The organism is Corallococcus llansteffanensis (assembly GCF_003612055.1).
Taxonomy (GTDB): domain Bacteria; phylum Myxococcota; class Myxococcia; order Myxococcales; family Myxococcaceae; genus Corallococcus; species Corallococcus llansteffanensis.
In genome coordinates, this window is the sequence record NZ_RAWB01000017.1 from 1 (window position 1) to 24,948 (window position 24,948).

The window sequence follows — 24,948 nt, forward strand, 5'->3', positions numbered from 1 at the left end:
CCCAGGCCCCCCCTGGCGCGGGGCCAGGGGTTTCCCCGCCCCAGGCCCGCCTCCCTGCTCGCTCAGGCCTGCTGGTTCAGCTTCGCCGTGACGGAACGCGCCGCGGCACGGGGGCTGAACCGGAGGGAGAAGGCAGACAGCCAGTTGAGGGCGCCGTGAATGGAGAGCACCTGCCCCTTCATCATCGCCGCATAGGCATGCGCCGCCACGTCCGGGGCCTTCGCCACGCCCGAGCGTTTGAAGAGCCGCGTCTCCGAGTTGCCCGCGCGCGCGGTGAACTCCGTGTGCGTGGCCCCCGGGCAGTGACACGTCACGGTCACGCCCGAGTCCTTCAGCTCGAACGAAAGCGCCTCCGAGAGCGACAGCACGAACGCCTTCGTCGCGTAGTACGTCGCCATGTAGGGCCCCGGCAGGAAGCCCGCCGTGGACGCGATGTTGAGGATGCGCCCCTGCTTCCGCTCGCGCATGGGCTGCACGAACAGGTGCGTCAGCTTCAGGAGCGCGGTGCAGTTGACCTCCACCATCTCCACCTCGCGCGCCAGGGCCTGCTCGACGAACGGCCCCGAGGAACCAAACCCCGCGTTGTTCACGAGGAAGTCCACCGCGAGCCCCTGCGCCTGGACCTGCGCGAAGAGGCGCTCGGGAGCGGACGGGTCACCCAGGTCCGCCGGCATCACGTGCGCCTTCACGCCATGCGCCTGCTCCAGCCGCGAGGCCAGGACCTCCAGCTTCGCCACGTTGCGCGCCACGAGGATGACGTCGTGCCCGTCCCGCGTGAACAGCTCCGCGAACTGCTCTCCGAGTCCCGCCGACGCGCCGGTGATGAGCGCCACTTTTCGCGACATGGTGAATCCTCCAGGCAGCGATATAGCAAACCCACGCCCCCCAGCCCCGCCGTGAACGAAGCGGTTGCACGGGAGGAGCCGGAGCCGTATCGGGAAGAACACCCACCTGACCCGGAGTCGCGACATGGCGCAGCCCGCCACCCTCGAGGCGCTGTTGATGCACGGACGCGCGGACGACGTGGCGCTCGGCGCCCCCGGACGGCCGGGCCTCACGTACGGTGCGCTGAGAGCGCTCATCGCGCAGACCCGCGCCAGCCTGCATGCCTGGGGACTGGGCGCGGGGGACCGCATCGCGCTGGTGCTGCCCAATGGACCGGAGATGGCCGCCGCGTTCCTCACCGTCGCCAGCACCGCCACCACCGCGCCGCTCAATCCCGCGTACCGCGCGGACGAGTTCGCCTTCTACCTGGACGACCTCCAGGCCCGCGCCCTCGTCGTGCTCGAAGGTCAGGAAGGCCCGGCCCGCGAGGTCGCACGCGAACGGAACCTCCCCCTCATCGAGTTGAGCTCTTCCGCTGACGGGCCGGCCGGACACTTCACCCTCAAGTCCGACCTGCCTCGGACGAACCCGCCGCGTCGTGAGGAGGAGACCACCGGAAGTGACGTGGCGCTGGTGCTGCACACGTCGGGCACGACGGCGCGGCCGAAGCTCGTCCCTCTGACGCACGCGAACCTCACCGCCTCCGCGCGGCACATCGGCGCGCACCTGGCGCTGGGGCCTTCGGACACGTGCCTCAACATCATGCCGCTGTTCCACATCCACGGGCTCGTGGCCGCGGTGCTGTCCAGCCTGGGCGCGGGCAGCCGCGTGGTGTGCACGCCGGGCTTCAACGCGCTGCGCTTCTTCTCCTGGTTCGAGGAGGCCCGCCCCTCCTGGTACACGGCCGTCCCCACCATGCACCAGGCGCTGGTGGAGCGCGCCCGCCGCAACGCGGAGCGCCTGACGACCCACCGCCTGCGCTTCATCCGTTCATCGTCCGCGTCCCTGCCGCCACAGGTGATGGAGGAGTTGGAGCGCGTCTTCGGCGTGCCCGTCATCGAGAGCTACGGCATGACCGAGGCCGCGCACCAGATGGCCTCCAGCCCGCTTCCCCCGCGTCCCCGGTACGCGGGCGCGGTGGGGATCGCCGCCGGGCCCGAGGTCGCCATCATGGACGAGGCCGGCGCGCTGCTGCCTCCCGGAGCGCTCGGAGAGGTCGTCATCCGGGGGCCCAACGTCATGTCCGGCTACGTGAACAACCCCGAGGCCAACGCGCGCGCCTTCACCCACGGATGGTTTCGCACGGGCGACCAGGGCACGCTCGACACGGATGGCTACCTGCGACTCACCGGCAGGCTCAAGGAGCTGATCAATCGCGGCGGGGAGAAGGTGAGCCCGCTGGAGGTGGACACCGTGCTGTTGGATCATCCCGCCGTGCAGCAGGCCGTCACGTTCGCCCTGCCCCACCCGAAGCTCGGCGAGGACGTGGCCGCCGCCGTCGTGCTGCGCGAGGGCGTGGGTGCCACCGAGCGCGAGCTGCGCGACTTCATGGCGTCGCGCGTGGCCGACTTCAAGGTGCCCCGCCGCATCGTCATCCTCACCGAGCTGCCCAAGGGCCCCACTGGCAAGGTGCAGCGCATCGGGCTCGCGGAGCGGCTGGGGCTCACGTCATGAGGATCGCCATCTTCGGCGCGGGCGCCATCGGCGGCTTCCTCGGCGTCAAGCTGCTCCAGGCCGGCGCGGACGTGACCTTCATCGCGCGCGGAGCCCACCTGGACGCGATGCGCGCCAACGGCGTCACCCTCACGAGCGGTGGCGAGACGGTCACCGTGCGCCCGCACTGCACCGACTCGCCCGACGACGCGGGGCCGCAGGACTACGTGTTCCTCACGCTCAAGGCGCACGCCCTGCCCGCCGCCGCGCCACAGATTGCCCAGCTGCTGGGCCCGGAGACGGCGCTCGTCACCGGCATCAACGGCGTGCCCTACTGGTACTTCCACGGGCTCGAAGGCCCCTACGCGGGCCGCCACATCGAGAGCGTGGATCCCGGCGGCCTGCTCCTGCGCACCCTGCCCCCGGAGCGCGTCATCGCCACCGTGGTGTACCCGGCCGCGGAGGTCGTCTCGCCCGGCGTCATCATCCACACGTACAACGACCGCGTGACGCTGGGCGAACCGGACGGCAGCAAGAGCCCGCGCGTCCTCGCCCTCTCACAGCTCATGATGAAGGCGGGCCTGAAGTCGCCCGTGCGCCCGCGCATCCGCGATGAGATCTGGGTGAAGCTCTGGGGCAACCTCGCCTTCAACCCGCTGTCCGTGCTCACCGGCGCGACGCTCGACGTCCTCTCCCGCCAGCCGGACCTGCGCGCCGTGGCCCGCGCGATGATGGTGGAGGCCCAGGCCGTGGCGGAGGCCCTTGGCACCCGCTTCCTCATCGACGTGGACCAGCGCATCCGGGGCGCCTCCGAAGTGGGCGCGCACAAGACGTCCATGCTCCAGGACCTGGAGCGCGGCCGCCCGATGGAGATCGACGCGCTGCTGGGCGCCGTCGTGGAGCTGGGCCACCTCGTCGGCAGGCCCATGCCCACCGCAGAGAGCATCCTCGCCCTGGTGCGCGAGCGCGCCCGCCACGCCGGAGGCTACCCACCCCGGGCGACACCAGAAGCGCCTTAAGCCGGCGGCATCACGCCCAGGTACTCGAGCGGATCCACCGGCTTGCCGTCCACGCGCACCTCGAAGTGCACGTGCGGGCCGGACGTGCGGCCGGACTCGCCCACCGTGGCGATGACCTGCTCGCGGCGCACCTTCTGCCCCGTGCGCACGCGCAGGTCGCGGTTGTGCGCGTACAGGGTGATGAGCGTGGACGAGTGCTCCACGATGACGATGAGTCCGTAGCCCTTCTGCTCGCCCGCGTAGAGGACCGTGCCCTCCTGCGCCGTCTTGATGGGCGTGCCCGCGGGCGCCGCCAGGTCGATGCCGTCGTGCGGCTCGCGGCCCTTCTTGCCGAAGCGGCCATACAGCACGCCGCGCAGCGGCCAGTCGAGCAACCCCTGCGTCGCGAGCTTCGGACGCGACGGCGTGCCCGGACGCCCCGACACCACCCGCGCCCGGGGCGGCTCCTCGCGGCGCCCCACCACCGGCACCGAGCGGCGCGGCGTGGACACGGGCGCCTGCCCCGGCTTCGTCAACACCAGCTCCGGCTCCTCGTCGGACAGCGGCCCCGGGTCCCCGTAGCGCGGCCGCTCGCCGCCGGGAATGAGCAGCTCCAGGCCCACGGAGAGTTCACGCGGATCCTTGATGCCATTGGCCGCGCCCAGCTCCTCCACCGTGATGCCGTACGTCTTGGCGATGCGGTACATCGTCTCGCCCGCGGCCACGCGGTGGCGCACCGCCACCAGCTCCGGCTCCTCGTGCGTGGGCCGCAGCGCGAACGAGAGCGGCTTGCCCTCACCCTTCGGCTCGGGCAGGGCGCCCGCGGTCTCCAGCCCGGAGGAGGAGGTCGACCGGGTGCTCGCGCAGCCGCCCATCAGCACGGCCGCGAGCAACACCCAGAGCGCCCTTCCCGCTCGGCTGGAGCCTCGCGTCTCCAACCTCAGGCACCGCCCGACTCGTGCCGGGTGAAGCCCTTCAGGCTCCAACCCGACAGCTCGGGGATGCGGACATGGTCGGTCATCTCGAAGTGCAGCGGCGTGACAGACACGCGCTTCTCGTCGAGAACCGCGTTGCAGTCACTGCCCGGGATGTCCTGGTGCGCGTACTCGGTGCCGCCAATCCAGTAGTACTTGCGGCCGCGCGGGTCTTCCTTCTCCACGACGTTGTTGCCGTAGGAGTGACGGCCCTGCGTGGTGATGACGTAGCCGTCCGGCTCCACGCCCCCGGGGATGTTCACGTTGAGGAGCATCCGGGGCGGCAGGGGCCGCGCCAGCGCCTCCGCCACCAGCGAGCGCGCGAAGCGGCCCGCCGGCTTGAAGTCGAACGGCCCCCGCGACACCAGGCTGAACGCGATGGCGGGAATGCCCAGGAAGGCGGCCTCCATGGCCGCCGCCACCGTCCCGGAGTACATGACGTCGTCCGCGAGGTTCGCGCCGTGATTGATGCCGGAGACCATGAGCTGGGGACGATTGTCCTTCAGCAAGTGGTTCACCGCCAGATACGAGCAATCCGTGGGGGTGCCGTCGACGGAGAACCACCGCTCACGCACCTCCTTGATGCGCAGCGGCCGGTGCAGGCTGATGGAGTGGGAGGCGGCGCTCTGCTCGCGGTCGGGCGCCACCACCCACACCTCGCCCAGGGGGCTGACCGCCTCCACGAGCGTCTGCAGCCCTTCGGAGAAGTAGCCGTCGTCGTTGGAGACGAGGATGCGGGGGCGAGGGGTACTCACGGTCACTTCTTCTTGAACGTGCGGAAGGCGGACATGCCCGCGTAACGCGCGCCCGCGCCGAGCTCTTCCTCGATGCGCAGCAGCTGGTTGTACTTGGCCACGCGGTCCGAGCGCGACGCGGAGCCCGTCTTGATCTGCCCGCAGTCCAGGCCCACCGCGAGGTCCGCGATGGTGGTGTCCTCGGACTCGCCGGAGCGGTGGCTCATGATGGACGTGTAGCCCGCCTTGTGCGCCATGCGCACGGCGTCGAACGTCTCCGTCAGCGTGCCAATCTGGTTCACCTTCACCAGGATGGAGTTCGCCGTGCCCGTCTGGATGCCCTTGCCCAGCCGCTCCACGTTGGTGACGAAGAGGTCGTCGCCCACGAGCTGCACCTGGTTGCCCAGGGCGTCGGTGAGCTTCTTCCAGCCCTCCCAGTCATCCTCCGCCATCCCGTCCTCGATGGAGATGATGGGGTACTTCTCCGCGAGGCCCCGGTAGTACTCCAGCAGGCCCTGCGAGTCGTACTCCTTGCCCTCGCCCTTGAGCTTGTACTTCTTGGAGCCCTTGTCGAAGAACTCGCTCGCGGCCACGTCCAGCGCCAGGAAGAGCTGCTCGCCCGCCTTGAAGCCCGCGGCGCCAATGGCCTCCATGATGAGCTTGAGCGCCTCCTCGTTGGCCGGCAGGTCCGGGGCATAGCCGCCCTCGTCGCCCACGCCCGTGGCCAGCTTGCGGCCCTTGAGGATCTTCTTGAGCGCATGGAACACCTCCGCGCCCCAGCGCAGGCCCTCCGCGAAGCTCTTCGCGCCGGCGGGCACCACCATGAACTCCTGCACGTCCACGCGCGTGTCCGCGTGCGCGCCGCCGTTGAGGATGTTCATCAGCGGCACGGGCAGCGTGCGCGCCTGGAGGCCGCCCACGTAGCGGTACAGCGGCAGGCCGTGCGCGTCCGCCGCGGCGCGCGCGGCGGCCATGGAGACGGCGAGGATGGAGTTGGCGCCCAGCTTCGCCTTGGTGGGCGTGCCGTCCAGCTCCACCATGCGCGCGTCCAGGCCCACCTGGTCCACGGCGTCCATGCCCACGAGCGCGGGGCCAATCGTGTCGCGCACGTGGTCCACGGCCTTCAGCACGCCCTTGCCCAGGTAGCGCTGCTTGTCCCCGTCCCGCAGCTCGTGCGCCTCGTGCTCGCCGGTGGAGGCGCCGGAGGGCACCGTCGCACGGCCTCGCGAACCGCCCACGAGGAGGACCTCGGCCTCCACGGTCGGGTTGCCACGGGAGTCGAGCACTTCACGCGCCAGGATTTGAGCGATCTCGGTCATAGGGCGCCGGTTCTACGAGGCACGGCCGGAACGGGCAAGCCTGCTCGCATCCGGGTTTGCTACAGTGTCCAACCGTCGAATGCCTCCTCCTCCCCGACGCCGCGCCACGGGCCCGGACCCGCTCCCCGGCCAGCGCGCCCGGGGCGCCCTGCTGGGCCTCGCCGCCGGCAACGCCCTGGCCGTGCCCACGGCCGGCCGCCCCTTCTATGCCCCGGCCTTCCCGCAGCTCGCGGAAGGGCCCTACCAGGGCATCGTCGGCGGAGGCCCGCACGGCCTGCGCAAGGGACAGGTGACGGAGCCCACCCAGCTCGCCGTGGCGCTGACGCTCAGCCTGCGCGACCTGAAGCGCTATGACGCGGCGGACGCGCTGCGCCGCTACCGGGCCTGGCAGTCCCACGCCTTCGCCGTCAGCGACCCCATGAAGGAGGTCCTGGAGGAGTGCGACACAGGCTTCGCGACCGCCGTGAAGGAGGCCGGCAAGCGCGTCTGGCAGAAGGGCTTCCGTCGCGTGGCGAACGCCGGCGCCCTGCCGCGCGCGGTGCCCCTGGCCATCCTGCTGGCGAAGGACCCCTTCGCGCTGGCCCAGGCGACGATGGAGGACACCGCCCTCACCCACTTCGATCCCCGCTGCCAGTTGGCCAGCGCGGGCCTGTGCGCCGCCATCGCCAAGGCCATCACCGGGGGTCCCAACCTCAAGGCCGCCGACCTGCTGCCCGCCGCGGAGGTCGGCATCTCCCTGGCCGGCGCCGCCCTCGCGCGGCTGGAGAAGGACTTCGTCCAGGAGATCACCCGCGCCTCCACCGTCCTGCGCGAGGACCTGGCCCTGGCCGCGCAGGACGACCCTCAGCTCTACGGCCCGGAGCTGCACATGCACCGCCCGGGCAACAACGCGGTGCGCGCGGCCTTCCGGCTCGCCTTCTGGGAGCTGCTCCACGTGGGCACGCTGGAGGGCGGGCTCCTCGACGTCGTCCACCGGGGCGGCGACACGGAGGTCCACGGCGCCGTCACCGGGGCGCTCCTGGGTGCCTTCCACGGCGAGGGCGCCCTGCCCGAGGAGTGGCGCGAGAAGGTGCTGCTCGCCCTCCAGCCGGCCAATCCCCTGCAAAAAGGAACGGTGATGTGGGAAGTCTACCACCCCCGTCACCTGTTGTTGTTGGCGCCCGGGTAGGAGGGCGCGCGGTGGGAGGCCCGCAAGTGCGAAGCCCGCGGAAGGCCATCCGGTGAGGGATGGCCCGACCGCGGGCTCCTGGAGTCACCGTGGCCGTGGGGCCACGGAAGTGTGGGTCGTCAGACGCAGAGGTCGATGACGACGACGCCCCGCGACGGCTTCTCTTCCTCCATGTCCGTCCTCCGGTGGGGACGGTCATCGGGAACGGGCAGTGGAAGTTCCACCACCGGCCGCTCGTAATCCTCGCGGCGAAGCCGCTCGCGGCGCTTGATTTCTTCGATGATGAACGCGTCGAGCATGGGTTCGGTTTCTCCCTCAGCCTACGTACCCCGATGTACGCCCGCCGTCCCGCCCCCTTACCACTTCCACTTCCCTTTGATGCAAATTAAGAACCCCCGGTTCTTTCTGGGGGCGTCGCAGCCGTTCCGACTGGCTGCTCGTCCACCTCCCGACATCCCGGCCAGGGCAACCGTGGCACGGATGTCATGGGGGACAGTCCGGACGTTCAAAAACCGTCTGATCCTAATGCGCTCGCGCCGCGCCGCAACTCAACCCGTCTCAAGTGCTTCCCGGTCCCGCGCGCGGCACGGCTCCAGCCGAAAAGCGCCCGCCTGCCCACCTGCTCCTTGCACGACGAAGGTCGTGCACCGGAACAGACAAGCAGGCGGACTTTGACGCAAGCCGTCAGGGCTGACGGGACTTCAGCGGGATTCAGCGCGGCGCTTGAACGCCTCCAGCATCTTGGGGAGCTGGTTGTCCACGAGGCCGTTGACGATGGCCTTGGGGACCAGCATTCCCAGGGCCATCTCCACGTTGTAGGTCGCGCGCGTCTTGCCCTCGCCGTCGGGCTCCAGGGTCCAGCTGCCCTTGTTGTCCTTCATGACCTCGCCGTTCACGAAGGTCCAGGACATGCGCTTGGGGCGCTCCTCGGTGACCTTGATGGTGTAGCGGATGGTCTTCACCACATCGACCTCGTAGTGGACCTGGACGGTGTTCCCCTGCCGCTGGGAGGTGGAGACCTTCTTCACCTCCGACAGGAACTCCGCGTAGCGGTCGTAGTCGGTGATGACGTCGAAGACCTTCTCGATCGGGGCATTGATGGTGATGGTGCGCGTGGCGCCGGCCATGACGGTGTCTCCGGGTGAGGGTGCAGGCTACAGCGCGTAGCCGGGCTTCTTGTCGAACTTGTGCACGGACTGGATGAAGCGGACGGTGCCCGTCTTGCTGCGCATGACGACGGAGTGCGTCTCACAGCCGCCGCCGAAGAAGCGCACGCCCTTGAGGAAGTCGCCGGTGGTGACGCCCGTGGCGGCGAACATCACCTCGCCCCGGGCCAGCTCCTCGGCGGAGTAGATCTTGTGGATGTCGGTGATGCCCATCTTCTTCGCGCGCTCGATCTCGCCCTGGTTGCGCGGCACGAGCCGGCCCTGCATGTCCCCGCCGGTGGCGCGGATGGCGGCCGCGGCGATGACGCCCTCGGGCGCGCCGCCGATGCCCATCAGCACGTCCACGCCGGTGCCCTCGAAGCAGGTGGCGATGGCGCCCGCCACGTCCCCGTCCTCGATGAGCCGCACGCGGGCGCCCGCGGCGCGGACCTCCTTGATGAGGTCGGCGTGGCGCTCACGGTCGAGCGTCATCACGGTGAGGTCCTCCACGTAGACCTTCATGCGCTCGGCGATGGCGCGCAGGTTCTCCGTGGGGGACTTGGTGAGGTCGATGGCGCCCTTCGCGCGCGGCCCCACGGCGAGCTTCTCCATGTACGTGTCGGGCGCGTTGAGCAGGCCGCCGTGGCTGGACATGGCCACGACGGAGATGGAGCCCGGGCGGCCGTAGGCACACAGGTTGGTGCCCTCCAGGGGGTCCAGGGCAATGTCGACCTCGGGGGCGCCGGGCTCGCGGCGGCCCACGCGCTCGCCGATGTAGAGCATGGGCGCCTCGTCGCGCTCGCCCTCACCGATGACGACGGTGCCGTCGATGTTCAGCGCGTCGAAGGCGCGGCGCATCGCGTCCACGGCGACCTGATCCGACTCGTTCTTGTTGCCGCGGCCCATGAGCCGGGCGGAGGCGATGGCCGCCATCTCGGTGACGCGCACGACCTCCATTGCCAGGTTGCGATCCATTGTGGGGTGCTCCTCGTTCGGGAATTCGGGATGGAGAAGAAAGGGTCAGACGTCCAGGGCCTTCAGGCGGGCGAGGGCTTCGGGCATGCGCTGGGGCTTGCCGTCGCGCCCCACGCAGGCGTGCATCGTGCGGCCGGTGCACAGGAGCGTGGGGGAAGGGCCGTCGCGGAGCAACTCGTAGGTGAACACGAGTGACGCACGGCGCAACTCGCTGAGCGTGGTGCGGATGACGAGCAGGTCGTCATAGCGCGCGGAGGCCTTGTAGCGCGCGCTCGCCTCCACCACGGGCAGGAGCAGGCCGGTGCTCTCCAGTTCGCGGTAGCTGCCGCCGTGGCCCCGGAAGAACTCGCTGCGGGCGAACTCGAAGTAGCGGAAGTAGTTCGCGTAGTAGACGACCCCCATCTGATCCGTGTCGCCGTAGATGACGCGCAGCCGTGCCTCGACCATTGGGCCGCCCATATCAGGGCGGGGTGGCGCGTCCAAGCGGCGGGGACGCATGTTGGTTGCTTCTGACCATCCGGCCAGGGAGGCTGCCCGCCATGTCGCGTGTCCTCGCCGCCCTGCTCGTCCTGCTTGCCCTGCCCGCTTCGGCCAGGGCCCCGAAGCTCACGTTGTTCATCAGCGTGGACGCGCTGGGCAGCGACCTGCTCCTGCGCAACCGCCCGCGTCTCACTGGCGGTCTGGGGCAATTGCTCAACACAGGGGCCTACTACCCCTACGCCCGGTATGCCTACGCGGAGGCCCGTACCGCACCGGGTCATGCCACGCTGGCCACCGGCGCGAACCCCTGGCGCCACGGCATCGTGGACAACGACGTCCTGGACCGCGCCACAGGCCAGAGCACGCAGGTCTACGTGGACCCGACGCATCCGGTGCTGGACGGGGCCACGGCCCCCACGTCGGACACCAGCCCGGCGAACCTGATGGCGGAGACGCTGGCGGACCGGCTTCGCGGGTCCACGCAAGGAAGGGGCAAGGTGGTGGCGCTGTCGTTCAAGGCGCGCGCGGCCATTCCGCTGGCCGGACGGACCGGGCAGGCGTGGTGGTTCGACGAGGCGACGGGGAAGATGGTGACGAGCACCTGGTACGCGAAGGCGGTGCCTGCGTGGATGCAGGCGTTCAACGCGCGCAAGGTCGCGGACGCGGGGTTCGGCAAGGCGTGGGAGTTGCTGCGTCCGCGCGCCGAGTACGTGGGCCAGGACGACCCCGCCACGGAGCCTCCGGATCCCTACGGCATGGGCCGGGTGTTTCCCCACGCGCTGAGCGGCGGGGTCAAGGAGCCGGGGCCCGCGTCCTATCGGGTCTTCGCGGTGTCGCCCCGGTCGCATGACCTGCTGGTGCAGGCGGCGAAGGCGGCGCTGGAGGGTGAGGCGCTGGGCCGGGACGACGTCCCGGACGTCCTCGCGGTGAGCTTCAGCGGCACGGACGCGGTGTTCCACGCGTTCGGGCCGTCCTCGTGGGAGATGCAGGACACACTGCTGCGGTTGGACCAGGCGATGGGGGAGCTCATCACCGCCGCCGAGCGGGCGGCGGGCGGAAAGGCGAACCTGGTCATCGCGCTGTCGGCGGACCACGGGGGCGCGGAGATTCCGGAGTCCTGGGTGGAGGCGGGCCTGCCCGGGGCGCGCCTCAACCCGGTCGAGGCGGCGAAGGGGCTGGCCCAGGAGCTGCGCGCGAAGTTCGGCATCGACGTGACGGTGAAGCTGCTGGAGCTGGACGTGTACCTGGGCGGCAAGGCGCTGGAGTCAGGCCAGGTGGACGGCGCGGCGGTGCGCAGAGCTGCGGCGGCGTGGCTCGCGAAGCAGCCCTTCGCGGTGATGGCGGTGGCGAAGGACGACCTGGACACGGCCCCGGACATCGGGGGGCTGGTGGCGCCCATGCGGCGTGGCTACTACCCGGGGCGCAGCGGGGACGTGCTCTTCATGGCGAAGCCGTTCCACGTCGTGAGCGACTACCCGCGCGGAACGAACCACGGCACGCCGTACTCCTACGACGTGCAGGTGCCGGTGGTGTTCGCAGGGAGGGGCGTGAAGCCGGGCCTGTACCTCCAGGAGATTGATCCGGTGGACGTGGCGCCCACGCTGTCCGCGCTGCTGGAGATGGGAATGCCGGCGTCGGCGGAAGGTAAGCCGCGTGCGGAGGCACTCACCGGTGCGCGGTGAGTGCCCAGAGAAGTGGAATTGTCTCACCCCTCTTCAGCACTGCCACACCAGTGTTCCGAAAGGACTTCGACCGGCCCCACTTCGCCAGTGACGGCACTGACCGTGACACGCGTGAGGACAATCGCATCCTGCGGCCTGTCTCCCGCGCAATAGAGTTCAAACACACGGTCGGTTCCCTCGAAGTAGGTCCCCAGTACCAACTCCTTTCGAAGCCGCTCTGGAATCGAGGGGTAACGCGCTAAAGCAGCGCGCGTCACGATGCGCGCCTTTTCCGTGAGAACGTCCAAATGAATTGCCATGGCAGCTGACGTCCTCCGAGCGAGTGAGTGCGTCTTGAAGCAGCTCATTCCCAAGGCATGCCTGGCAACGTCAATGGGCAGGTCGAGTCAGCCTTCACCGACCCGGCCTGCCCATCTTCTCAACAAGAACTGAGGACCGCGTCAGCCCTGCGGCGCCGCCGGGCGTGACTTGCGCGTGGACTTCTTCGTCGTCTGGATCTCCAGCGACAGGTCCATGGCCCGCGCCGAGTGCGTCAGCGCGCCCATGGACACGAAGTCCACGCCCAGCTTCGCCAAGCGGGGCAGCCGGTCCAGCGTGACGCCACCGGAGACTTCGATGGGCACACGGCCGGCCGTCAGCTTCACGGCTTCACGGATCTGCGCGTCGTCCATGTTGTCCAACATGACGACGTCCGCGCCGGCCGCGATGGCCTCCGCGAGCTGCTTGAAGTTGGTGACCTCCACCTCGATCTTCACGAGCCGGGGGCCGTTCAACTTCGCGCGGCGCACCGCTTCGGTGATGTCCCCACCCACGGCCGCGATGTGGTTGTCCTTGATGAGGATGCCGTCGAAGAGGCCGAAGCGGTGGTTGGACGCTCCGCCCATGCGCACCGCGTGCTTGGCAAGGCCCCGCATGCCCGGGGGCGTCTTGCGCGTGTCGAGCACCCGCAGCTTCGAGCCCCGCACCGACGTCATCGCCTGCTGCGCCAGCGTCGCGATGCCGGCCGCTCGCTGCACCAGGTTGAGCGCGGTGCGCTCCGCGGCGAGCAGCGCGCGCAGCTTGCCGTGGACGCGCGCGGCGACCACCTTCGGTTTGATTTCGTCACCGTCGCGCTTGAGGACCTCCACCTCCACCTCCGCGTCCACCATGTGGAAGACACGGACGAAGGCGTCCAGGCCCGCGATCATCATCTGCTCCTTCGCGACCAGCTCGCCGCTTCCCTCCGCGTCGGCTGGGACCACCGCCAGCGAGGTGACGTCCCCCGCCGCGCCCAGGTCTTCGTCGAGGGACAACGCGATGAGCCGATCGAGATAATCCTGCTGCACTTCCGCCTCCTACCGACGGGCCTTGCGGGCCGCCGGTTTGCCCCGGGTGGTCTTCTTCGCCGCGGGCTTCTTCGCCGCGGACTTCTTCCCCGCCGCCTTCTTCGCGGAGGTCTTCCGGGCCGGCGCCTTGCGGGCGCTCCCCTTCTTCGCGGCGCTCTTCTTGCCCGCCGCCTTCTTCGCGGCCGGCTTGCCCCGGGTGCTCTTCTTCGCTGCGGCCTTCTTGCCCGCCGCCTTCTTCACGGGGGCCTTCTTCGCCGCTGGCTTCTTGCCCGCCGCCTTCTTCGCGGGGGCCTTCTTGCCCGCGGCCTTCGTCGCCGGAGCCTTCGCCACCGGAGCCTTCGCCGCCGGAGCCTTCCGTGCCGAGGCGGCCTTCTTCACGGACGCCGCCGGCGCCTCGCGGGTGTCGCCACCCTCCTTGGCCCGGTCGAACTCGCGCATCGCGTCGTCCACGAGGCCCATGCTCATGTACGCGACGCCCAGGTCGTGGTGATCCGCGGCGGACAGCCCTTCCTTGGTGCCCTCGCGCAGCTTGTTGAGCGCGTCCTCCACCACGGGGTCGGCGGCCTTGGGGGCTTCCCCGGCGGCCTCCGCCTCCATCTCGCCCTTCAGCTCCTGGCCCAGGTTGACGTCGTCCTTCGACGCCTTGGGCTCGGTGGCCACCTTCACATGGGCGCTCTCGGAGGCTTCGAGCGAGGAGGATTCGGACTCGGTGCTTCCCGGTAACGGCGACGGCGTCTCGGACTCGGACATGGGGGGCTCCGGGGCGATGCGCTGGAGGTGATCCTGCAGCTTGACCGTGCGCTCCTGGAGCTCCGCCACCCGGGCCTGGTCCTTCGCCACCACGTCCGGCGGAGCACGGGCCACGAAGCTCGGATTGTCCAGCTTGCGCTGCACACTGGTGAGTTCCTGCTCGGCGCGGGCGATCTCCTTCTTCAGGCGGTCGCGCTCCGCGTCCAGATCCACGAGGCCCGCCAGCGGGACGTAGATCTCCAGGTTTCCGCTGACGAACGCCGCCGCCTGCGGGGGCTTCGCGCCCGGCGGGCCCACGTGCACCTCCGACAGGCCAGCCAGCGGCATCAGGTACGCACGCCAGCGCTCCAACAGCTCGCGCGTCGTGGCGTCCGGGCTCTGCACCACCGCCTTCACCTTGGCGGACGGCGGCAGGTTGCTCTCACCGCGCAGCGTGCGCAGGCCCTCGATGGCCGCGATGACCGGCGCCATCTCCGCCTCCGCGGACGCATCCACGCGCGCCGCGTCCGGCTCCGGGTACGCCGCGATGCAGATGCTCTCCGTGGGCCGGGACATCGGCAGCTTCTGCCAGATCTCCTCGGTGATGAACGGCATGAACGGGTGCATCAGCCGCAGGATGCGATCCAGGCAGTACACCAGCACCGCGCGCGTGGTGTCCTTCGCCTGCGCGTCCTCGCCGTACAGCGAGCCCTTCGCCAGCTCGATGTACCAGTCGCAGAACTCCGCCCACAGGAACTGGTACAGCGTGGAGGCGGCTTCCGCGAAGCCGAACACCTCCAGCGACGCGCGCGTCTCCTCGGTCGCCTTCTGCAGGCGGGAGAGGATCCACCGGTCCGCCAGCGTCAGCGTGCGGCCCTCCAACGGGGTCGCGTCCAGGCTGAAGTCGCCCATGTTCATCAGGGCGAAGCGGCTGGCGTTCCACAGCTTGTTGCAGAACGCCTTGTAGCCACCCAGGCGGTCCATCGACAGCTTGATGTCGCGGCCCTGCTGCGTGAGCGACGCGAGCGTGAAGCGCAGCGCGTCCGCGCCGAACGCGGGCATGCCCTGCGGGAAGCGGTTGCGCAGCGACGGCTGGAGCGCGTCCACCTTGGCGCCGAGGATGACGTCCAGGGGATCGATGACGTTCCCCTTCGTCTTGGACATCTTCTCGCCCTTCTCGTCGCGCACCATCGCGTGCAGGTACACGGTGCGGAAGGGCACATCGCCCATGAAGTGCAGGCCCATCATCATCATCCGGGCGACCCAGAAGAAGATGATGTCGTGGCCCGTCTCCATCACGGACGTCGGATAGAAGGTCTTCAGCTCCGGCGTCTGGTTCGGCCAGCCCAGCGTGGAGAACGGCCACAGCGCGGACGAGAACCACGTGTCCAGCACGTCCGGGTCCTGCGTCAGGTCCTTGCCACCGCACTTCGGGCAGGACTCCGGCGTCGTGCGCGACACGATGACCGCCGAGGAGTCCAGCGACCGCTCCTCACCCGCGGGGCTGCACGCCTCGCAGTACCAGGCGGGAATCTGGTGGCCCCACCAGAGCTGGCGGCTCACGCACCAGTCGTGGATGTTGCGCATCCAGTGGAAGTACGTGTTGGTCCAGGACTCGGGGACGAACTTCGTGCGGCCCTGCTCCACCGCCTCGATGGCCGGCTTCGCCAGCGGTTCGATCTTGATAAACCACTGCGGCGACAGGCGCGGCTCCACCACCGTGGCGCAGCGCTGGCAGGTGCCCACGCTCAGCTTGTGCGGCTCCTCCTTCTCCAGCAGCCCCTGCTCCGTCAGGTCCGCCAGCACCTGCTTGCGGGCCTCGAAGCGATCCAGGCCGGCGTACTTGCCGGTGTCCTTCGTCATCCGCGCCGCTTCGTCCAGGATGGACAGCATCGGCAGCTTGTGGCGCAGGCCCGTCTGGTAGTCGTTGAAGTCGTGCGCGGGCGTGACCTTCACCACGCCGGTGCCGAACTCCATGTTCACGAGCTCGGCGTCCGCGATGATGGGGATGTCCCGGTCCGTCAGCGGCAGCCGCACCGACCGGCCCACCAGCCCCAGGTAGCGCGGGTCCTCCGGGTGGACGGCCACGGCGGTGTCGCCCAGCAGCGTCTCCGGACGCGTCGTCGCCACGGTGAGCGTGCGGTCGCTGTCCTTCACCGGGTAGCGGATGTGCCAGAGCGAGCCGTTCTTCTCCTCGTGCTCGACCTCCAGGTCACTGAGCGCCGTGCGGCACGAGGGGCACCAGTTGATGAGCTTCTGGGCCCGGTACATCAGGCCCTCTTCATACAGGCGGACGAACACTTCGCGCACCGCGGCCGAGGACTGCTCGTCCATGGTGAAGCGCTCGCGGCTCCAGTCCAGCGACGCGCCCAGGTAGCGGTGCTGCTCACCGATGCGCGCGCCGTACTTGCCCTTCCACGTCCAGACGCGCTCGAGGAACGCCTCGCGGCCCAGGTCGTGGCGGCTCTTGCCCTCGGACTTCTTGAGCTCCTTCTCCACCACCATCTGCGTGGCGATGCCCGCGTGGTCCGTGCCCGGCAGCCAGAGCGCGTTGAAGCCGCTCATCCGCTTCCAGCGCGTGAGGATGTCCTGGATGGTCGCGGTGAGCGCGTGGCCGATGTGCAGGCTGCCCGTGACGTTGGGCGGCGGCAGCACGATGCTGAACGGCGGCTTGGCGGAAGTGGGCTCGGCGCGGAAGTAGTCGCGCTCCAGCCAGTGGTTGTACCACCGCGCCTCCACTTCGGAGGGCTCGTAGGCCTTGGACAGTTCAGTCGTGTCAGTCATTGAAGACGGCCGGCCCCCGACGGGGCCGGCGGGGAATCAGGGGGGACTGCGAATCAGTGCTGGGTCTCGCGGTCCTTGATGAGCCGCTCCAGCTCCTGCCGGATGATGGTCTCCGCCAGCTGCGGGACGACCTCCCAGGCAATCTTCTCGATGACCTCGCGGGAGGCCTTCGACAGGGCCTCGCGCAGCAGCGCCTCGCCGCCATCCGCGGGACGCGAGCGCGCGGGAGCGGCGGTCGGCGTGGGACCGCCGATGTCGATGGAGATCTCCTCCGTGTGCTCGGGCAGCGAGTCCTCGATGCGCAGGTTCTCCGTGCGGGCCTGCACGGCGGCCGGCGGAGGCGCGGACGGAGCGCCCAGGCCGAACGGATCCCGTGCGCGGGCCGCGGGCGGAACCGCCGCGGGCGGGTGCGAAGGCGGCAGCGGCGTGCCCCCGGCGGGAGGACGCGGGAAGCCGCCCGGGATGTTCGGAGCACCAGGACCCGGAGGACGCGCGGCCATGCCCGGAGGCGGCGGCACGCCTGGCCCCGGAGGACGCGCACCCGGAGGAACGGCGCCCGGAGGCGGACGCGCCATGCCCGGAGGCGGCGGCACGCCCGGACCCGGAGGACGCGCGCCCGGCGGCGGCACGCCAGGACCGGGAGGACGCGCACCCGGCGGGACGGCGCCAGGAGGCGGCACGCCAGGACCGGGAGGACGCGCACCCGGCGGAACGGCGCCCGGAGGCGGACGCGCCATGCCCGGAGGCGGCGGCACGCCCGGACCCGGAGGACGCGCGCCCGGAGGCGGCACGCCTGGACCCGGAGGACGCGCACCCGGAGGCGGCGCGCCAGGACCCGGCGGACGGGCGCCCGGAGGCGCGGCGGCGGCAGGCGGCTGCGCGGCGGCCGGGGGCTGCGTGGGCGTGGCGGCCTGGGGGAACACGCGCGTCGCGGCGGACGCGGGCATGGTGTTCGACTTCTGGCCCACCAGCGCCTTCACCTTGTCGAGGAGGATCTGGCTCTCGAAGGGCTTGGTGATGTGGTCGTCCGCCCGGGCGGCCTTCGCGCGGTTCTCGTCGAACGCCTCGAAGGTGCCGGCCAGCAGCAGCACCGGGATGGCCTGGGTGGAGGGGTCGTTCTTGAGCGCCTCGCAGACCTCGTAGCCGCTCTTGCCCGGCATCATCACGTCGGCGAGCACCACGTCCGGACGCAGCTCGCGCGTGCGGGTGATGGCGTCCAGCCCGTTGTCCACCGCGGTCACCTGGAAGTCTTCCGTCGCGAAGATCATCCCGATCACCTTGCGGATGGTGAGCGAGTCGTCGGCGATCAGTAGATTCTTGGGCATCGGCTCCGGCCTTCGGGGGGCGCATACCCCCCTGAATTCGTTTGAGATTTCGGGCGAGCAAGCCTGCCTGCCGGCCCTGTGTCAATCGGAGAAGCTTAGGGGGCGCGCTCTCGGCCGATCAAGAAAACATGCGCTGCAGGTCCAGGAACATCACGGGATCCGGCAGCCCCGGCGCCTTGAACGTGCCCATCAGCTCGGCGGGCTTGAATTTCTGCAGCACACCGAGCACCCGGGTGGCCGCCAGCCCCACGGTCCGGCCCGCCAGCTCCGTGAGGACGAACAGGTCCTCCACCCGCGCCGGCGCCCCCAGCAGCGCCGGAACCGAACAGATGGGCCACAGCGCCTGCGCGTGCGGGTAGACGCCCGCCACCGGCCCGCTCTGCACCGGCAGCACGCTGAAGGACACCCCCTTCGGCACCACCTGGGAGACACAACCCAGCGGCACGCCGAAGAGCACGCCCTGCGACTCCAGCACCAGCGCCCGCTCCGGAGGCGCGTCCGCCCAGTGCACGGGCCGCGGCTCCGGCGGCACCGCCCGCGGACCCACCCGGTGCGGCAGCGCCTCCACGATGAGCTCCAGGTACAGCCGGTCCTTGTGCAGCACCGCGCCCCGGCTCAACGGCGCCAGGGAATCCGCGAGTCCCGGAGGCAGCAGGAAGAACGGATCACGCGCGACGTCCGCCACCTCCACGACCGAGCGGACCCGCACCGCGAGCGTGGGGCTGACGTCCAGGACGACGACCATGCCCGGGACTTCCTCGGGGGCTCCGCCGAGCAGCGCGGAGAGGTCCTTCACTTCCAGTACGCCACGCAGGCTGGTGCCGCGGGCGCCCGGCATGGCGACCTCCATCACGGAGGTGGCCTCCACGGCGTAACGCGTCTCACCGGCTTCGACCAGCAGGCAGAGCCGGCGTCCGCTTTCAAAAGGCGACACGGGGGTGACCCTAGCAGCGTTCAGGGGCTTGGTGCTAAGCCGTGAACAGTCATGGCGCGACTGCTCCTCGTCGACGACGAAAAGATCGCCCGCAGCCTCTACGGCGACTTCCTCACGGCCTCAGGACACATCGTCATCGCCGTTCCCACCGTGGCGGAGGCGAAGGCGGCCCTCGCCGCGCATCGGTTCGACGCCGTGGTGACAGACCTCATCCTGCCCGGCGGCGACGGCATGGAAGTGCTCCGCCACGTGCGCGAGCGCTACCCCGGCGTGGAGGTGCTGGTCATCACCGCGCTGGACAAGGTGGCCCCCGCGGTGCGCGCCATCAAGAGCGGCGCGGCGGAGTACCTGGTCAAGCCCGTGGCGCCGGAGGCCCTGCAGCACGCCCTGCGCCGCGCGCTCACCACCCGCGACCTCATGCGGGAGAACGCGTCGCTGCGCCATCACGTCGCGCTGCTGGAGGCGGGCCAGCGCATCGCCACCACGCTCGACCGCGAGCGGCTGGCCACGGCCACCGCCGACGCGCTGGAGTCCATGGCCAGCGCCTCCGCGGTGATGCTGCTGGAGCGGGACCCCAGCAGCGCGGGCTTCCGCTCGCACGGCATGCGGGGCCTGCCGCCGGACCTGCACGACACGCTGGTGCCGGTGCTCGTGGAGCGGCTGGCCACCCTGCGCGAGCCGCTCCAGCTCGACGGCCTGCAGGTGCCCTGGCCGCGCACCCTCACCTTCCCCGCCGTGGACGGCGACACGGTGCTGGGCCACGCGGTGCTCTTCCACGACAGCGCGCCCCCGGAGCACCACCCGGAGACGGTGGGCTTCCTCGTGCGCAACTGGGCGCTGGCGCTGCGCAACCTGGGCCGCTTCGCCGCCGTGGAGGACCTGGCGTACGTGGACGACCTCACCCGCCTGTTCAACACGCGCTACCTGCAGCTCGTGCTGGACCGCGAGGTGAACGAGGCCGTGCAGACGCAGCGGCCCTTCTCCCTGCTGTTCCTGGACCTGGACCGCTTCAAGACCATCAACGACACGCACGGGCACTTGGTGGGCTCGCGCGTGCTGGTGGAGGCCGCGCGCGTGCTCAAGGGCTGCGTGCGCGACCCGGACGTGGTGGCGCGCTTCGGCGGCGACGAGTACGTGGTGCTCCTGCGCGGCACCGACTCCGGCGGCGCCCTCAAGGTGGCCGAGCGCATCCGCCGCACCATGGAGGCCCACCAGTTCCTGGGCCGCGAGGGGCTGTCGCTCAAGCTCACCACCTGCATCGGCGTGGCCAGCTTCCCCGAGCACGCCCAGGACAAGGACCACCTGCTGGACCTGTCCGACCGGGCGATGTACCGGGGCAAGCGCGGCACCCGGAATGTCGTCTACATGGCGGCGCAGGACCTGGAAGCCACCCCGGCCGAGCGCCGCCAGGGCCCACCGCCCCAGGGTTGAAACGGCCCCCGGGGCACGAGGCTCCGGGGCGCCCAGGCTCCCCCAGGCTTCGGGGACTACTTGCGCAGGCTGCCCACGGTGAGGCGCTTGGGCAGCTCCGGATCCACGGCGGCGGTGCCCCCGCCCTCGCCCACCGCCTCCACATCCTCGTGGGACGCGCCGGACGTGATGAGGCGGTACTTCTGCGACGCCTCCCGGTCGTGCTGGGCCTGCTCGGGATCCAACCGGGCGATGAGCTGCCAGAAGAGGGCCGCGTGCTCGCGCTCTTCGTCCATGACGTGGCGCAGGATGGCCTTGGCGTCCTCGTTGTCCGTCGCGTCCAGGTGCGCGGCGTAGAGGTTGATGGCGTCCAGTTCCGCCTCGATGTTGAGCCGGATGGAGCGGGCGAGCTCGGAGTCCGTCAGCTTCCGGGGCACCAGCGAGTGGAACGGGTTCGTCTGCGGCATGCGGACCTCTGCGACAGGGGGACCAGCCACCGGGCGTGCGGATGTTCCCGACCCGGATTGAAGGCGCCGCGAGCATCCGTTCGCCGGGCGGCCGGGTCAACCGATTCCCGCCGGGGGTGCGTTGCACGTGGACACCCGCCTCCGTCATGCTCCCCGGCATGGAGACCCCCTCGCCGCTTGCTCAACTGCTCCAGGCCCTGGAAGCAGGAGACCTGCCTGCGGCCAGACTCGCGGCGGTGGCCCTGCAGCGCGCCAACGCCCATACCCACCAGGTCGCCGCCGAGGTCCTCCATGAACTGCGCCAGCCCCTGTTGGGCGCCAAGGCCTACGCCCAGCTGCTGGCCGAGGAGGGAGGCTCCAGAGGCCCCCTGAAGCTGCTGCTCGCGCAGGTGGAGCGGATGGAGCAGATCGTCTCCGACTTCATCCGCCTGGCCAGCGAGCGGCCGGCCCCGCAGCAGCGCCAGTCCCTGGCGGCCCCCATCTGGGCGGCGGCGAAGGTGTTCAGCGTCAACCCGGACTCCGCGCGCATCTCCCTGGAGGTGGACGCGCCCGAGGACCTCACCATCCAGGGCAACGCGCGGCTCATCGAGCAGCTCACGCTCAACCTGCTCAACAACGCGCGCGACGCCATGGCCGGCCGGGGCCGCGTGAAGGTGACGCTCGCGCGCGAGGGCGCCTCGGTGGCCCTGTACGTGTCGGACTGGGGCCCGGGCATCCCGGCGGAGTTGCGCGAGCGCATCTTCGAGCCCTACGTCACCGCCAACAAGCGCGGCACCGGCCTGGGCCTCGCCGTCTGTCGGCGCATCGCGCAGGAGCACCATGCGCAGATTTCGCTCGTGTCCCCGACGGTGCTGCGCGAGGTGCCGCTCCCGGCCACGGTGTTCCGCGTGCTCTTTCCTCCCACGGACGCGCCCCTGCCGCAGCGCAAGCGCCTGCTGGTGGTGGACGACGAGGCCATCATCCGGACGGTCTTCAAGGACCTGATGGACAAGGAGTGCGAGGTCATTGAAGCGGCCACCGGCGAGGCCGCGCTGGAGCTGCTGCGCTCCACCCCGGTGGACCTCATCGTCACCGACAAGAACCTGCCGGGCCTGTCCGGCCTGGAGCTGGCCCAGCACGCGCGGCGGCTCGACCCCGCCTCGCGCGTCATCCTGATGACGGGCTACCCGTCGCTGGTGACGACGCAGCAGGCGCTGCAGCTGGGCGTGGTGGACTACCTGCTCAAGCCCTTCGACGACATCCGCCAGGTGCGCACGCTGCTGCGCCAGGGGCTGAACGCGCCCCCGGCCGCGCCCGCGACCACCGCGAGCCCCACGGCCCGCCGGGTGGACGTGCTGGAGGACAACCCGGCCACCGCGCGGCAGATTTCAGAGGCGCTCACCCTCCTGGGGCTGGAGGCGCGCATCCTCTCCGGCGCGGAGGTGGCGGCGCTGGAGCCACCCGTGGGCGTGGTGGTGTCGTGGGACTTCGCGCCGGCCTACGGGAAGAAGGCGCTGGAGCTGGCGCGGGCCCTCGGCCAGGGGGCGCCCTTCGTCGTCCTCGCCGAGCACCTCACCATGGAGACGGCGCTCGCGAGCCTGCGCGCCGGGGCCGCCGCGTGCCTGCCCAAGCTCATCTCCGACGCCACGGCGCTCAGCCGCGAGTTGGGGCTCGCCTTCAAGAAGCCCCTGCCCTGAAAAAGGGTCCGGCCCCGGGCACCCCGCGACAGGCGCGAGGTCCACCGGAGCCGGAAGTTCCACGGGTGACAGGCCTTGGGGGCCTGCCTCCCGTCAGGAGCTACGGAGCCGTGGGGCTCAGTAGTCCATGTCGTCGCCGCCGTAGTCCGGCGCGCCGGCACCACCGCCGTTGCCGCCCTTGGACTTCTTCTTCGGGCGCTCGGCGATCATCGCCTCGGTGGTGAGCAGCAGGGACGCCACGGAGGCGGCGTTCTGCAGTGCGGTGCGCTCGACCTTGGTCGGGTCGATGACGCCCGCCTTCTCCAGGTCCTCGTACTTCTCCGTGCGGGCGTTGAAGCCGAACGCGCCGGTGCCTTCCTTGACCTTGTTGATGACGACCGCGCCCTCGACGCCAGCGTTGCTGGCGATCTTGCGCAGGGGCTCCGTGAGGGCCTTGCGGATGATCTCCACGCCGAAGTCCAGCTCGCCGCCCAGCTTCAGGCCTTCCAGCGCCTTGAGGCTGCGGATGTAGGCGACGCCGCCGCCGGGGACGATGCCCTCTTCGACGGCCGCGCGGGTCGCGTGCAACGCGTCCTCCACGCGGGCCTTCTTCTCCTTCATCTCCACTTCGGTCGCCGCGCCGACGTTGATGACCGCCACGCCACCCACGAGCTTCGCCATGCGCTCCTGGAGCTTCTCGCGGTCGTAGTCGCTGGTGACCGTTTCAATCTGGGTGCGGATGAGCTTGATGCGGCCCTCGATGTCCGCCTTCTGCCCGTTGCCGTCCACGATGGTGGTGTTGTCCTTGTCCACCGTGATGCGCTTGGCGCGGCCCAGGTCGTTGAGGGTCAGGTTCTCGTACTTGTGACCCAGCTCCTCGCTCACCACCATGCCGCCCGTCAGCGTGGCGATGTCCTTGAGCATCTCCTTGCGGCGGTCACCGAAGCCCGGCGCCTTCACCGCGGCCACGTTCAGCACGCCGCGGATCTTGTTCACCACGAGCGTGGCCAGCGCCTCGCCCTCGATGTCGTCCGCGATGATGAGCAGCGGCTTGCCCGAGCGCGCGACCTGCTCCAGCACGGGGATCATGTCCTGCATCGACGAGACCTTCTTCTCGCTGATGAGGATGTAGGGGTCGTCCATGACGACCTCCATGCGGTCGCGGTTCGTCACGAAGTACGGAGACACGTACCCGCGGTCGAACTGCATGCCCTCCACCACGTCGAGCGTCGTCTCCAGGCCCTTGGCCTCCTCGACGGTGATGACGCCCTCCTTGCCGACCTTCTCCATCGCGTCCGCGATGGTCTGCCCGATGGTCTCGTCCCCGTTGGCGGAGATGGTGCCCACCTGCGCGATGGCCTGCTTGTCCGTGGTCGTCTTGGACATCTTCTTCAGCTCGGCGACCACCACCTCCACGGCCTTGTCGATGCCGCGCTTCAGGTCCATGGGGCTGTGGCCGGCGGCCACCAGCTTCAGGCCCTCCTCGTAGATGGCCCGCGCCAGCACCGTCGCCGTCGTGGTGCCGTCACCCGCCTTGTCGGAGGTCTTGGACGCGACCTCCTTCACCATCTGGGCGCCCATGTTCTCGAAGCGGTTCTCGAGATCGATCTCCTTGGCGACGGTGACGCCGTCCTTGGTGATGGTGGGGGAGCCGAAGCTCTTCTCGATGACGACGTTGCGGCCCTTGGGACCGAGCGTCACCGCGACCGCATCCGCGAGAATACGGACGCCGCGCAGGATGGAATCACGCGCGTTCTGGTGGAAGAAGATTTCCTTCGCTGCCATCGCAACCTCCGATAATACTTGGGGAATTTCTATGAATGGGGATGGCCGTTAGCACTCGGCCATGTCGAGCGCCAACATAAGGGTCGCATCGACGATGTCAACGGAAAGGGGCAAACGTGTGGCCCCGCGGACGCCTTCCAGCCCGCCCGGACGGGGGGCCCAAGCGACCTTGCGGGCGCTACTCGGCGAAGCGCACGAGGTTGAGCAACTGCCCCATGTCCAGGGGCTTCTGGAGGGTGATGGCCACACCCTTGCGCAGGCCCCGGTCGGAGATGGTGTCGTCGTTGCTGGCCGTCATCATCAGGACGGAGATGGACTGGAAGCGCGGGTCCGCCTTCAGCATCTCCGTGAAGTGGATGCCGTCCAGGTGGGGCATCAGGTAGTCGGTGATGACCAGCCCCACGGGGTGCCGCTCCATGATGTCCAGCGCCTGCAGGGCGTCCGACGCCGAGAACACGGTGTAGCCATGCATCTCCAGGTAGCGAGAGAGCATGGTGCACAGCTCGTAATCGTCGTCTACGACCAGGATGTTCACGGGGACTTGGGCGAAACGGGGCGCTGGAAGGTAACAGCCACGCCGG

22 protein-coding genes are annotated in these 24,948 nt (G+C 70.1%); 6 read left to right on the forward strand and 16 right to left on the reverse strand.

Going from position 1 to position 24,948, the window contains the following annotated elements:
• Positions 1–62: 62 nt before the first annotated feature.
• A complete protein-coding gene (locus D7V93_RS02975; protein WP_120641905.1) occupies positions 63–845 on the reverse strand; it encodes an SDR family NAD(P)-dependent oxidoreductase in 783 nt (260 codons plus the stop codon).
• A 124-nt stretch (positions 846–969) separates the two neighbouring features.
• Here D7V93_RS02975 and D7V93_RS02980 point away from each other — a divergent pair, with 124 nt between their 5' ends.
• A complete protein-coding gene (locus D7V93_RS02980; protein ID WP_120641906.1) occupies positions 970–2,499 on the forward strand; it encodes an acyl--CoA ligase in 1,530 nt (509 codons plus the stop codon).
• Positions 2,496–3,497, forward strand: coding sequence for a 2-dehydropantoate 2-reductase (locus D7V93_RS02985; RefSeq protein WP_120641907.1), 1,002 nt, complete (start codon positions 2,496–2,498; stop codon positions 3,495–3,497). The genes D7V93_RS02980 and D7V93_RS02985 overlap by 4 nt, the downstream gene beginning before the upstream one ends.
• Here D7V93_RS02985 and D7V93_RS02990 read toward each other — a convergent pair.
• From D7V93_RS02990 to eno, 3 genes are read right to left on the reverse strand one after another with little or no spacing between them, the layout of a single operon-like run.
• Positions 3,494–4,372 (reverse strand): peptidoglycan DD-metalloendopeptidase family protein, encoded by an 879-nt coding sequence (locus D7V93_RS02990; protein ID WP_244237079.1) that lies wholly within the window; start codon positions 4,370–4,372, stop codon positions 3,494–3,496. The genes D7V93_RS02985 and D7V93_RS02990 overlap by 4 nt on opposite strands.
• A 44-nt stretch (positions 4,373–4,416) precedes the next feature.
• Complete coding sequence (gene surE / locus D7V93_RS02995) at positions 4,417–5,205, reverse strand: 5'/3'-nucleotidase SurE (RefSeq protein ID WP_120641933.1); 789 nt, start codon at positions 5,203–5,205, stop codon at positions 4,417–4,419.
• Positions 5,206–5,207: 2 nt separating this feature from the next.
• Positions 5,208–6,503, reverse strand: a complete 1,296-nt coding sequence (gene eno / locus D7V93_RS03000; RefSeq protein ID WP_120641908.1) for a phosphopyruvate hydratase — start codon at positions 6,501–6,503, stop codon at positions 5,208–5,210.
• Positions 6,504–6,582: 79 nt separating this feature from the next.
• Between eno and D7V93_RS03005 the strand changes: the two genes are divergently transcribed.
• Entirely contained in the window at positions 6,583–7,671 is a 1,089-nt protein-coding gene (locus D7V93_RS03005) for an ADP-ribosylglycohydrolase family protein (protein ID WP_120641909.1), read from the forward strand.
• A 119-nt stretch (positions 7,672–7,790) separates the two neighbouring features.
• On the opposite strand, the gene D7V93_RS03010 is transcribed toward D7V93_RS03005, so the two are convergent.
• The 4 genes from D7V93_RS03010 to D7V93_RS03025 all read right to left on the reverse strand — a co-directional run bounded on the left by D7V93_RS03010 (position 7,791) and on the right by D7V93_RS03025 (position 10,238).
• Positions 7,791–7,970, reverse strand: coding sequence for a hypothetical protein (locus D7V93_RS03010; RefSeq protein WP_120641910.1), 180 nt, complete (start codon positions 7,968–7,970; stop codon positions 7,791–7,793).
• A gap of 402 nt (positions 7,971–8,372) precedes the next feature.
• The gene (locus tag D7V93_RS03015; protein ID WP_120641911.1) at positions 8,373–8,798 is read right to left on the reverse strand and encodes a type II toxin-antitoxin system RatA family toxin; all 426 of its coding nucleotides are present in this window, start codon (positions 8,796–8,798) and stop codon (positions 8,373–8,375) included.
• 27 nt (positions 8,799–8,825) lie between these two features.
• The gene (gene glpX, locus D7V93_RS03020; protein WP_120641912.1) at positions 8,826–9,791 is read right to left on the reverse strand and encodes a class II fructose-bisphosphatase; all 966 of its coding nucleotides are present in this window, start codon (positions 9,789–9,791) and stop codon (positions 8,826–8,828) included.
• A gap of 45 nt (positions 9,792–9,836) precedes the next feature.
• The gene (locus D7V93_RS03025) at positions 9,837–10,238 is read right to left on the reverse strand and encodes an acyl-CoA thioesterase (protein WP_120641913.1); all 402 of its coding nucleotides are present in this window, start codon (positions 10,236–10,238) and stop codon (positions 9,837–9,839) included.
• Between the two features lie 92 nt (positions 10,239–10,330).
• Between D7V93_RS03025 and D7V93_RS03030 the strand changes: the two genes are divergently transcribed.
• Positions 10,331–11,953 carry an alkaline phosphatase family protein gene (locus tag D7V93_RS03030; RefSeq protein WP_120641914.1) on the forward strand — a complete coding sequence of 541 codons (1,623 nt, stop codon included), beginning with the start codon at positions 10,331–10,333 and terminating at the stop codon, positions 11,951–11,953.
• A gap of 23 nt (positions 11,954–11,976) precedes the next feature.
• On the opposite strand, the gene D7V93_RS44365 is transcribed toward D7V93_RS03030, so the two are convergent.
• From D7V93_RS44365 to D7V93_RS03050, 5 genes are all read right to left on the reverse strand, one after another.
• Entirely contained in the window at positions 11,977–12,252 is a 276-nt protein-coding gene (locus D7V93_RS44365) for a hypothetical protein (RefSeq protein ID WP_147451020.1), read from the reverse strand.
• A gap of 141 nt (positions 12,253–12,393) precedes the next feature.
• The gene (gene nadC / locus D7V93_RS03035; protein WP_208722899.1) at positions 12,394–13,278 is read right to left on the reverse strand and encodes a carboxylating nicotinate-nucleotide diphosphorylase; all 885 of its coding nucleotides are present in this window, start codon (positions 13,276–13,278) and stop codon (positions 12,394–12,396) included.
• Between the two features lie 9 nt (positions 13,279–13,287).
• Complete coding sequence (locus D7V93_RS03040; protein ID WP_120641915.1) at positions 13,288–16,791, reverse strand: valine--tRNA ligase; 3,504 nt, start codon at positions 16,789–16,791, stop codon at positions 13,288–13,290.
• A gap of 53 nt (positions 16,792–16,844) precedes the next feature.
• Positions 16,845–18,116 carry a response regulator gene (locus tag D7V93_RS03045; protein ID WP_120641916.1) on the reverse strand — a complete coding sequence of 424 codons (1,272 nt, stop codon included), beginning with the start codon at positions 18,114–18,116 and terminating at the stop codon, positions 16,845–16,847.
• A gap of 118 nt (positions 18,117–18,234) precedes the next feature.
• Positions 18,235–19,050: a chemotaxis protein CheW gene (locus D7V93_RS03050; protein WP_120641917.1), complete on the reverse strand. Its 816-nt coding sequence runs from the start codon at positions 19,048–19,050 to the stop codon at positions 18,235–18,237.
• A 51-nt stretch (positions 19,051–19,101) separates the two neighbouring features.
• Here D7V93_RS03050 and D7V93_RS03055 point away from each other — a divergent pair, with 51 nt between their 5' ends.
• Positions 19,102–20,481 carry a diguanylate cyclase gene (locus D7V93_RS03055; protein WP_120641918.1) on the forward strand — a complete coding sequence of 460 codons (1,380 nt, stop codon included), beginning with the start codon at positions 19,102–19,104 and terminating at the stop codon, positions 20,479–20,481.
• A 56-nt stretch (positions 20,482–20,537) separates the two neighbouring features.
• On the opposite strand, the gene D7V93_RS03060 is transcribed toward D7V93_RS03055, so the two are convergent.
• Entirely contained in the window at positions 20,538–20,927 is a 390-nt protein-coding gene (locus D7V93_RS03060) for a demethoxyubiquinone hydroxylase family protein (RefSeq protein WP_120641919.1), read from the reverse strand.
• Positions 20,928–21,085: 158 nt separating this feature from the next.
• On the opposite strand from D7V93_RS03060, the gene sinK reads away from it, so the two are divergent.
• A complete protein-coding gene (gene sinK, locus D7V93_RS03065) occupies positions 21,086–22,603 on the forward strand; it encodes a hybrid histidine protein kinase/response regulator SinK (protein ID WP_158623636.1) in 1,518 nt (505 codons plus the stop codon).
• A gap of 117 nt (positions 22,604–22,720) precedes the next feature.
• Here the strand turns inward: sinK and groL are convergent, their stop codons facing one another.
• Both groL and D7V93_RS03075 read right to left on the reverse strand, forming a co-directional pair.
• A complete protein-coding gene (gene groL, locus D7V93_RS03070; protein WP_120641921.1) occupies positions 22,721–24,367 on the reverse strand; it encodes a chaperonin GroEL in 1,647 nt (548 codons plus the stop codon).
• Positions 24,368–24,545: 178 nt separating this feature from the next.
• Positions 24,546–24,902: a response regulator gene (locus D7V93_RS03075; RefSeq protein WP_120641922.1), complete on the reverse strand. Its 357-nt coding sequence runs from the start codon at positions 24,900–24,902 to the stop codon at positions 24,546–24,548.
• Positions 24,903–24,948: the final 46 nt, after the last annotated feature.

Bases quoted from the DNA above. Each gene is read 5' to 3' on its own strand.
- eno (WP_120641908.1), bottom strand. From the start codon at position 6,503: ATGACCGAGATCGCTCAAATCCTGGCGCGTGAAGTGCTCGACTCCCGT.
- D7V93_RS03010 (WP_120641910.1), bottom strand. From the start codon at position 7,970: ATGCTCGACGCGTTCATCATCGAAGAAATCAAGCGCCGCGAGCGGCTT.
- D7V93_RS03060 (WP_120641919.1), bottom strand. From the start codon at position 20,927: ATGCCGCAGACGAACCCGTTCCACTCGCTGGTGCCCCGGAAGCTGACG.
- D7V93_RS03045 (WP_120641916.1), bottom strand. From the start codon at position 18,116: ATGCCCAAGAATCTACTGATCGCCGACGACTCGCTCACCATCCGCAAG.
- groL (WP_120641921.1), bottom strand. From the start codon at position 24,367: ATGGCAGCGAAGGAAATCTTCTTCCACCAGAACGCGCGTGATTCCATC.
- D7V93_RS03030 (WP_120641914.1), top strand. From the start codon at position 10,331: ATGTCGCGTGTCCTCGCCGCCCTGCTCGTCCTGCTTGCCCTGCCCGCT.
- D7V93_RS03055 (WP_120641918.1), top strand. From the start codon at position 19,102: ATGGCGCGACTGCTCCTCGTCGACGACGAAAAGATCGCCCGCAGCCTC.
- D7V93_RS44365 (WP_147451020.1), bottom strand. From the start codon at position 12,252: ATGGCAATTCATTTGGACGTTCTCACGGAAAAGGCGCGCATCGTGACG.
- D7V93_RS02980 (WP_120641906.1), top strand. From the start codon at position 970: ATGGCGCAGCCCGCCACCCTCGAGGCGCTGTTGATGCACGGACGCGCG.
- D7V93_RS02985 (WP_120641907.1), top strand. From the start codon at position 2,496: ATGAGGATCGCCATCTTCGGCGCGGGCGCCATCGGCGGCTTCCTCGGC.
- sinK (WP_158623636.1), top strand. From the start codon at position 21,086: ATGGAGACCCCCTCGCCGCTTGCTCAACTGCTCCAGGCCCTGGAAGCA.
- D7V93_RS02975 (WP_120641905.1), bottom strand. From the start codon at position 845: ATGTCGCGAAAAGTGGCGCTCATCACCGGCGCGTCGGCGGGACTCGGA.
- D7V93_RS03015 (WP_120641911.1), bottom strand. From the start codon at position 8,798: ATGGCCGGCGCCACGCGCACCATCACCATCAATGCCCCGATCGAGAAG.
- glpX (WP_120641912.1), bottom strand. From the start codon at position 9,791: ATGGATCGCAACCTGGCAATGGAGGTCGTGCGCGTCACCGAGATGGCG.
- D7V93_RS03005 (WP_120641909.1), top strand. From the start codon at position 6,583: ATGCCTCCTCCTCCCCGACGCCGCGCCACGGGCCCGGACCCGCTCCCC.
- D7V93_RS03040 (WP_120641915.1), bottom strand. From the start codon at position 16,791: ATGACTGACACGACTGAACTGTCCAAGGCCTACGAGCCCTCCGAAGTG.
- D7V93_RS03025 (WP_120641913.1), bottom strand. From the start codon at position 10,238: ATGGTCGAGGCACGGCTGCGCGTCATCTACGGCGACACGGATCAGATG.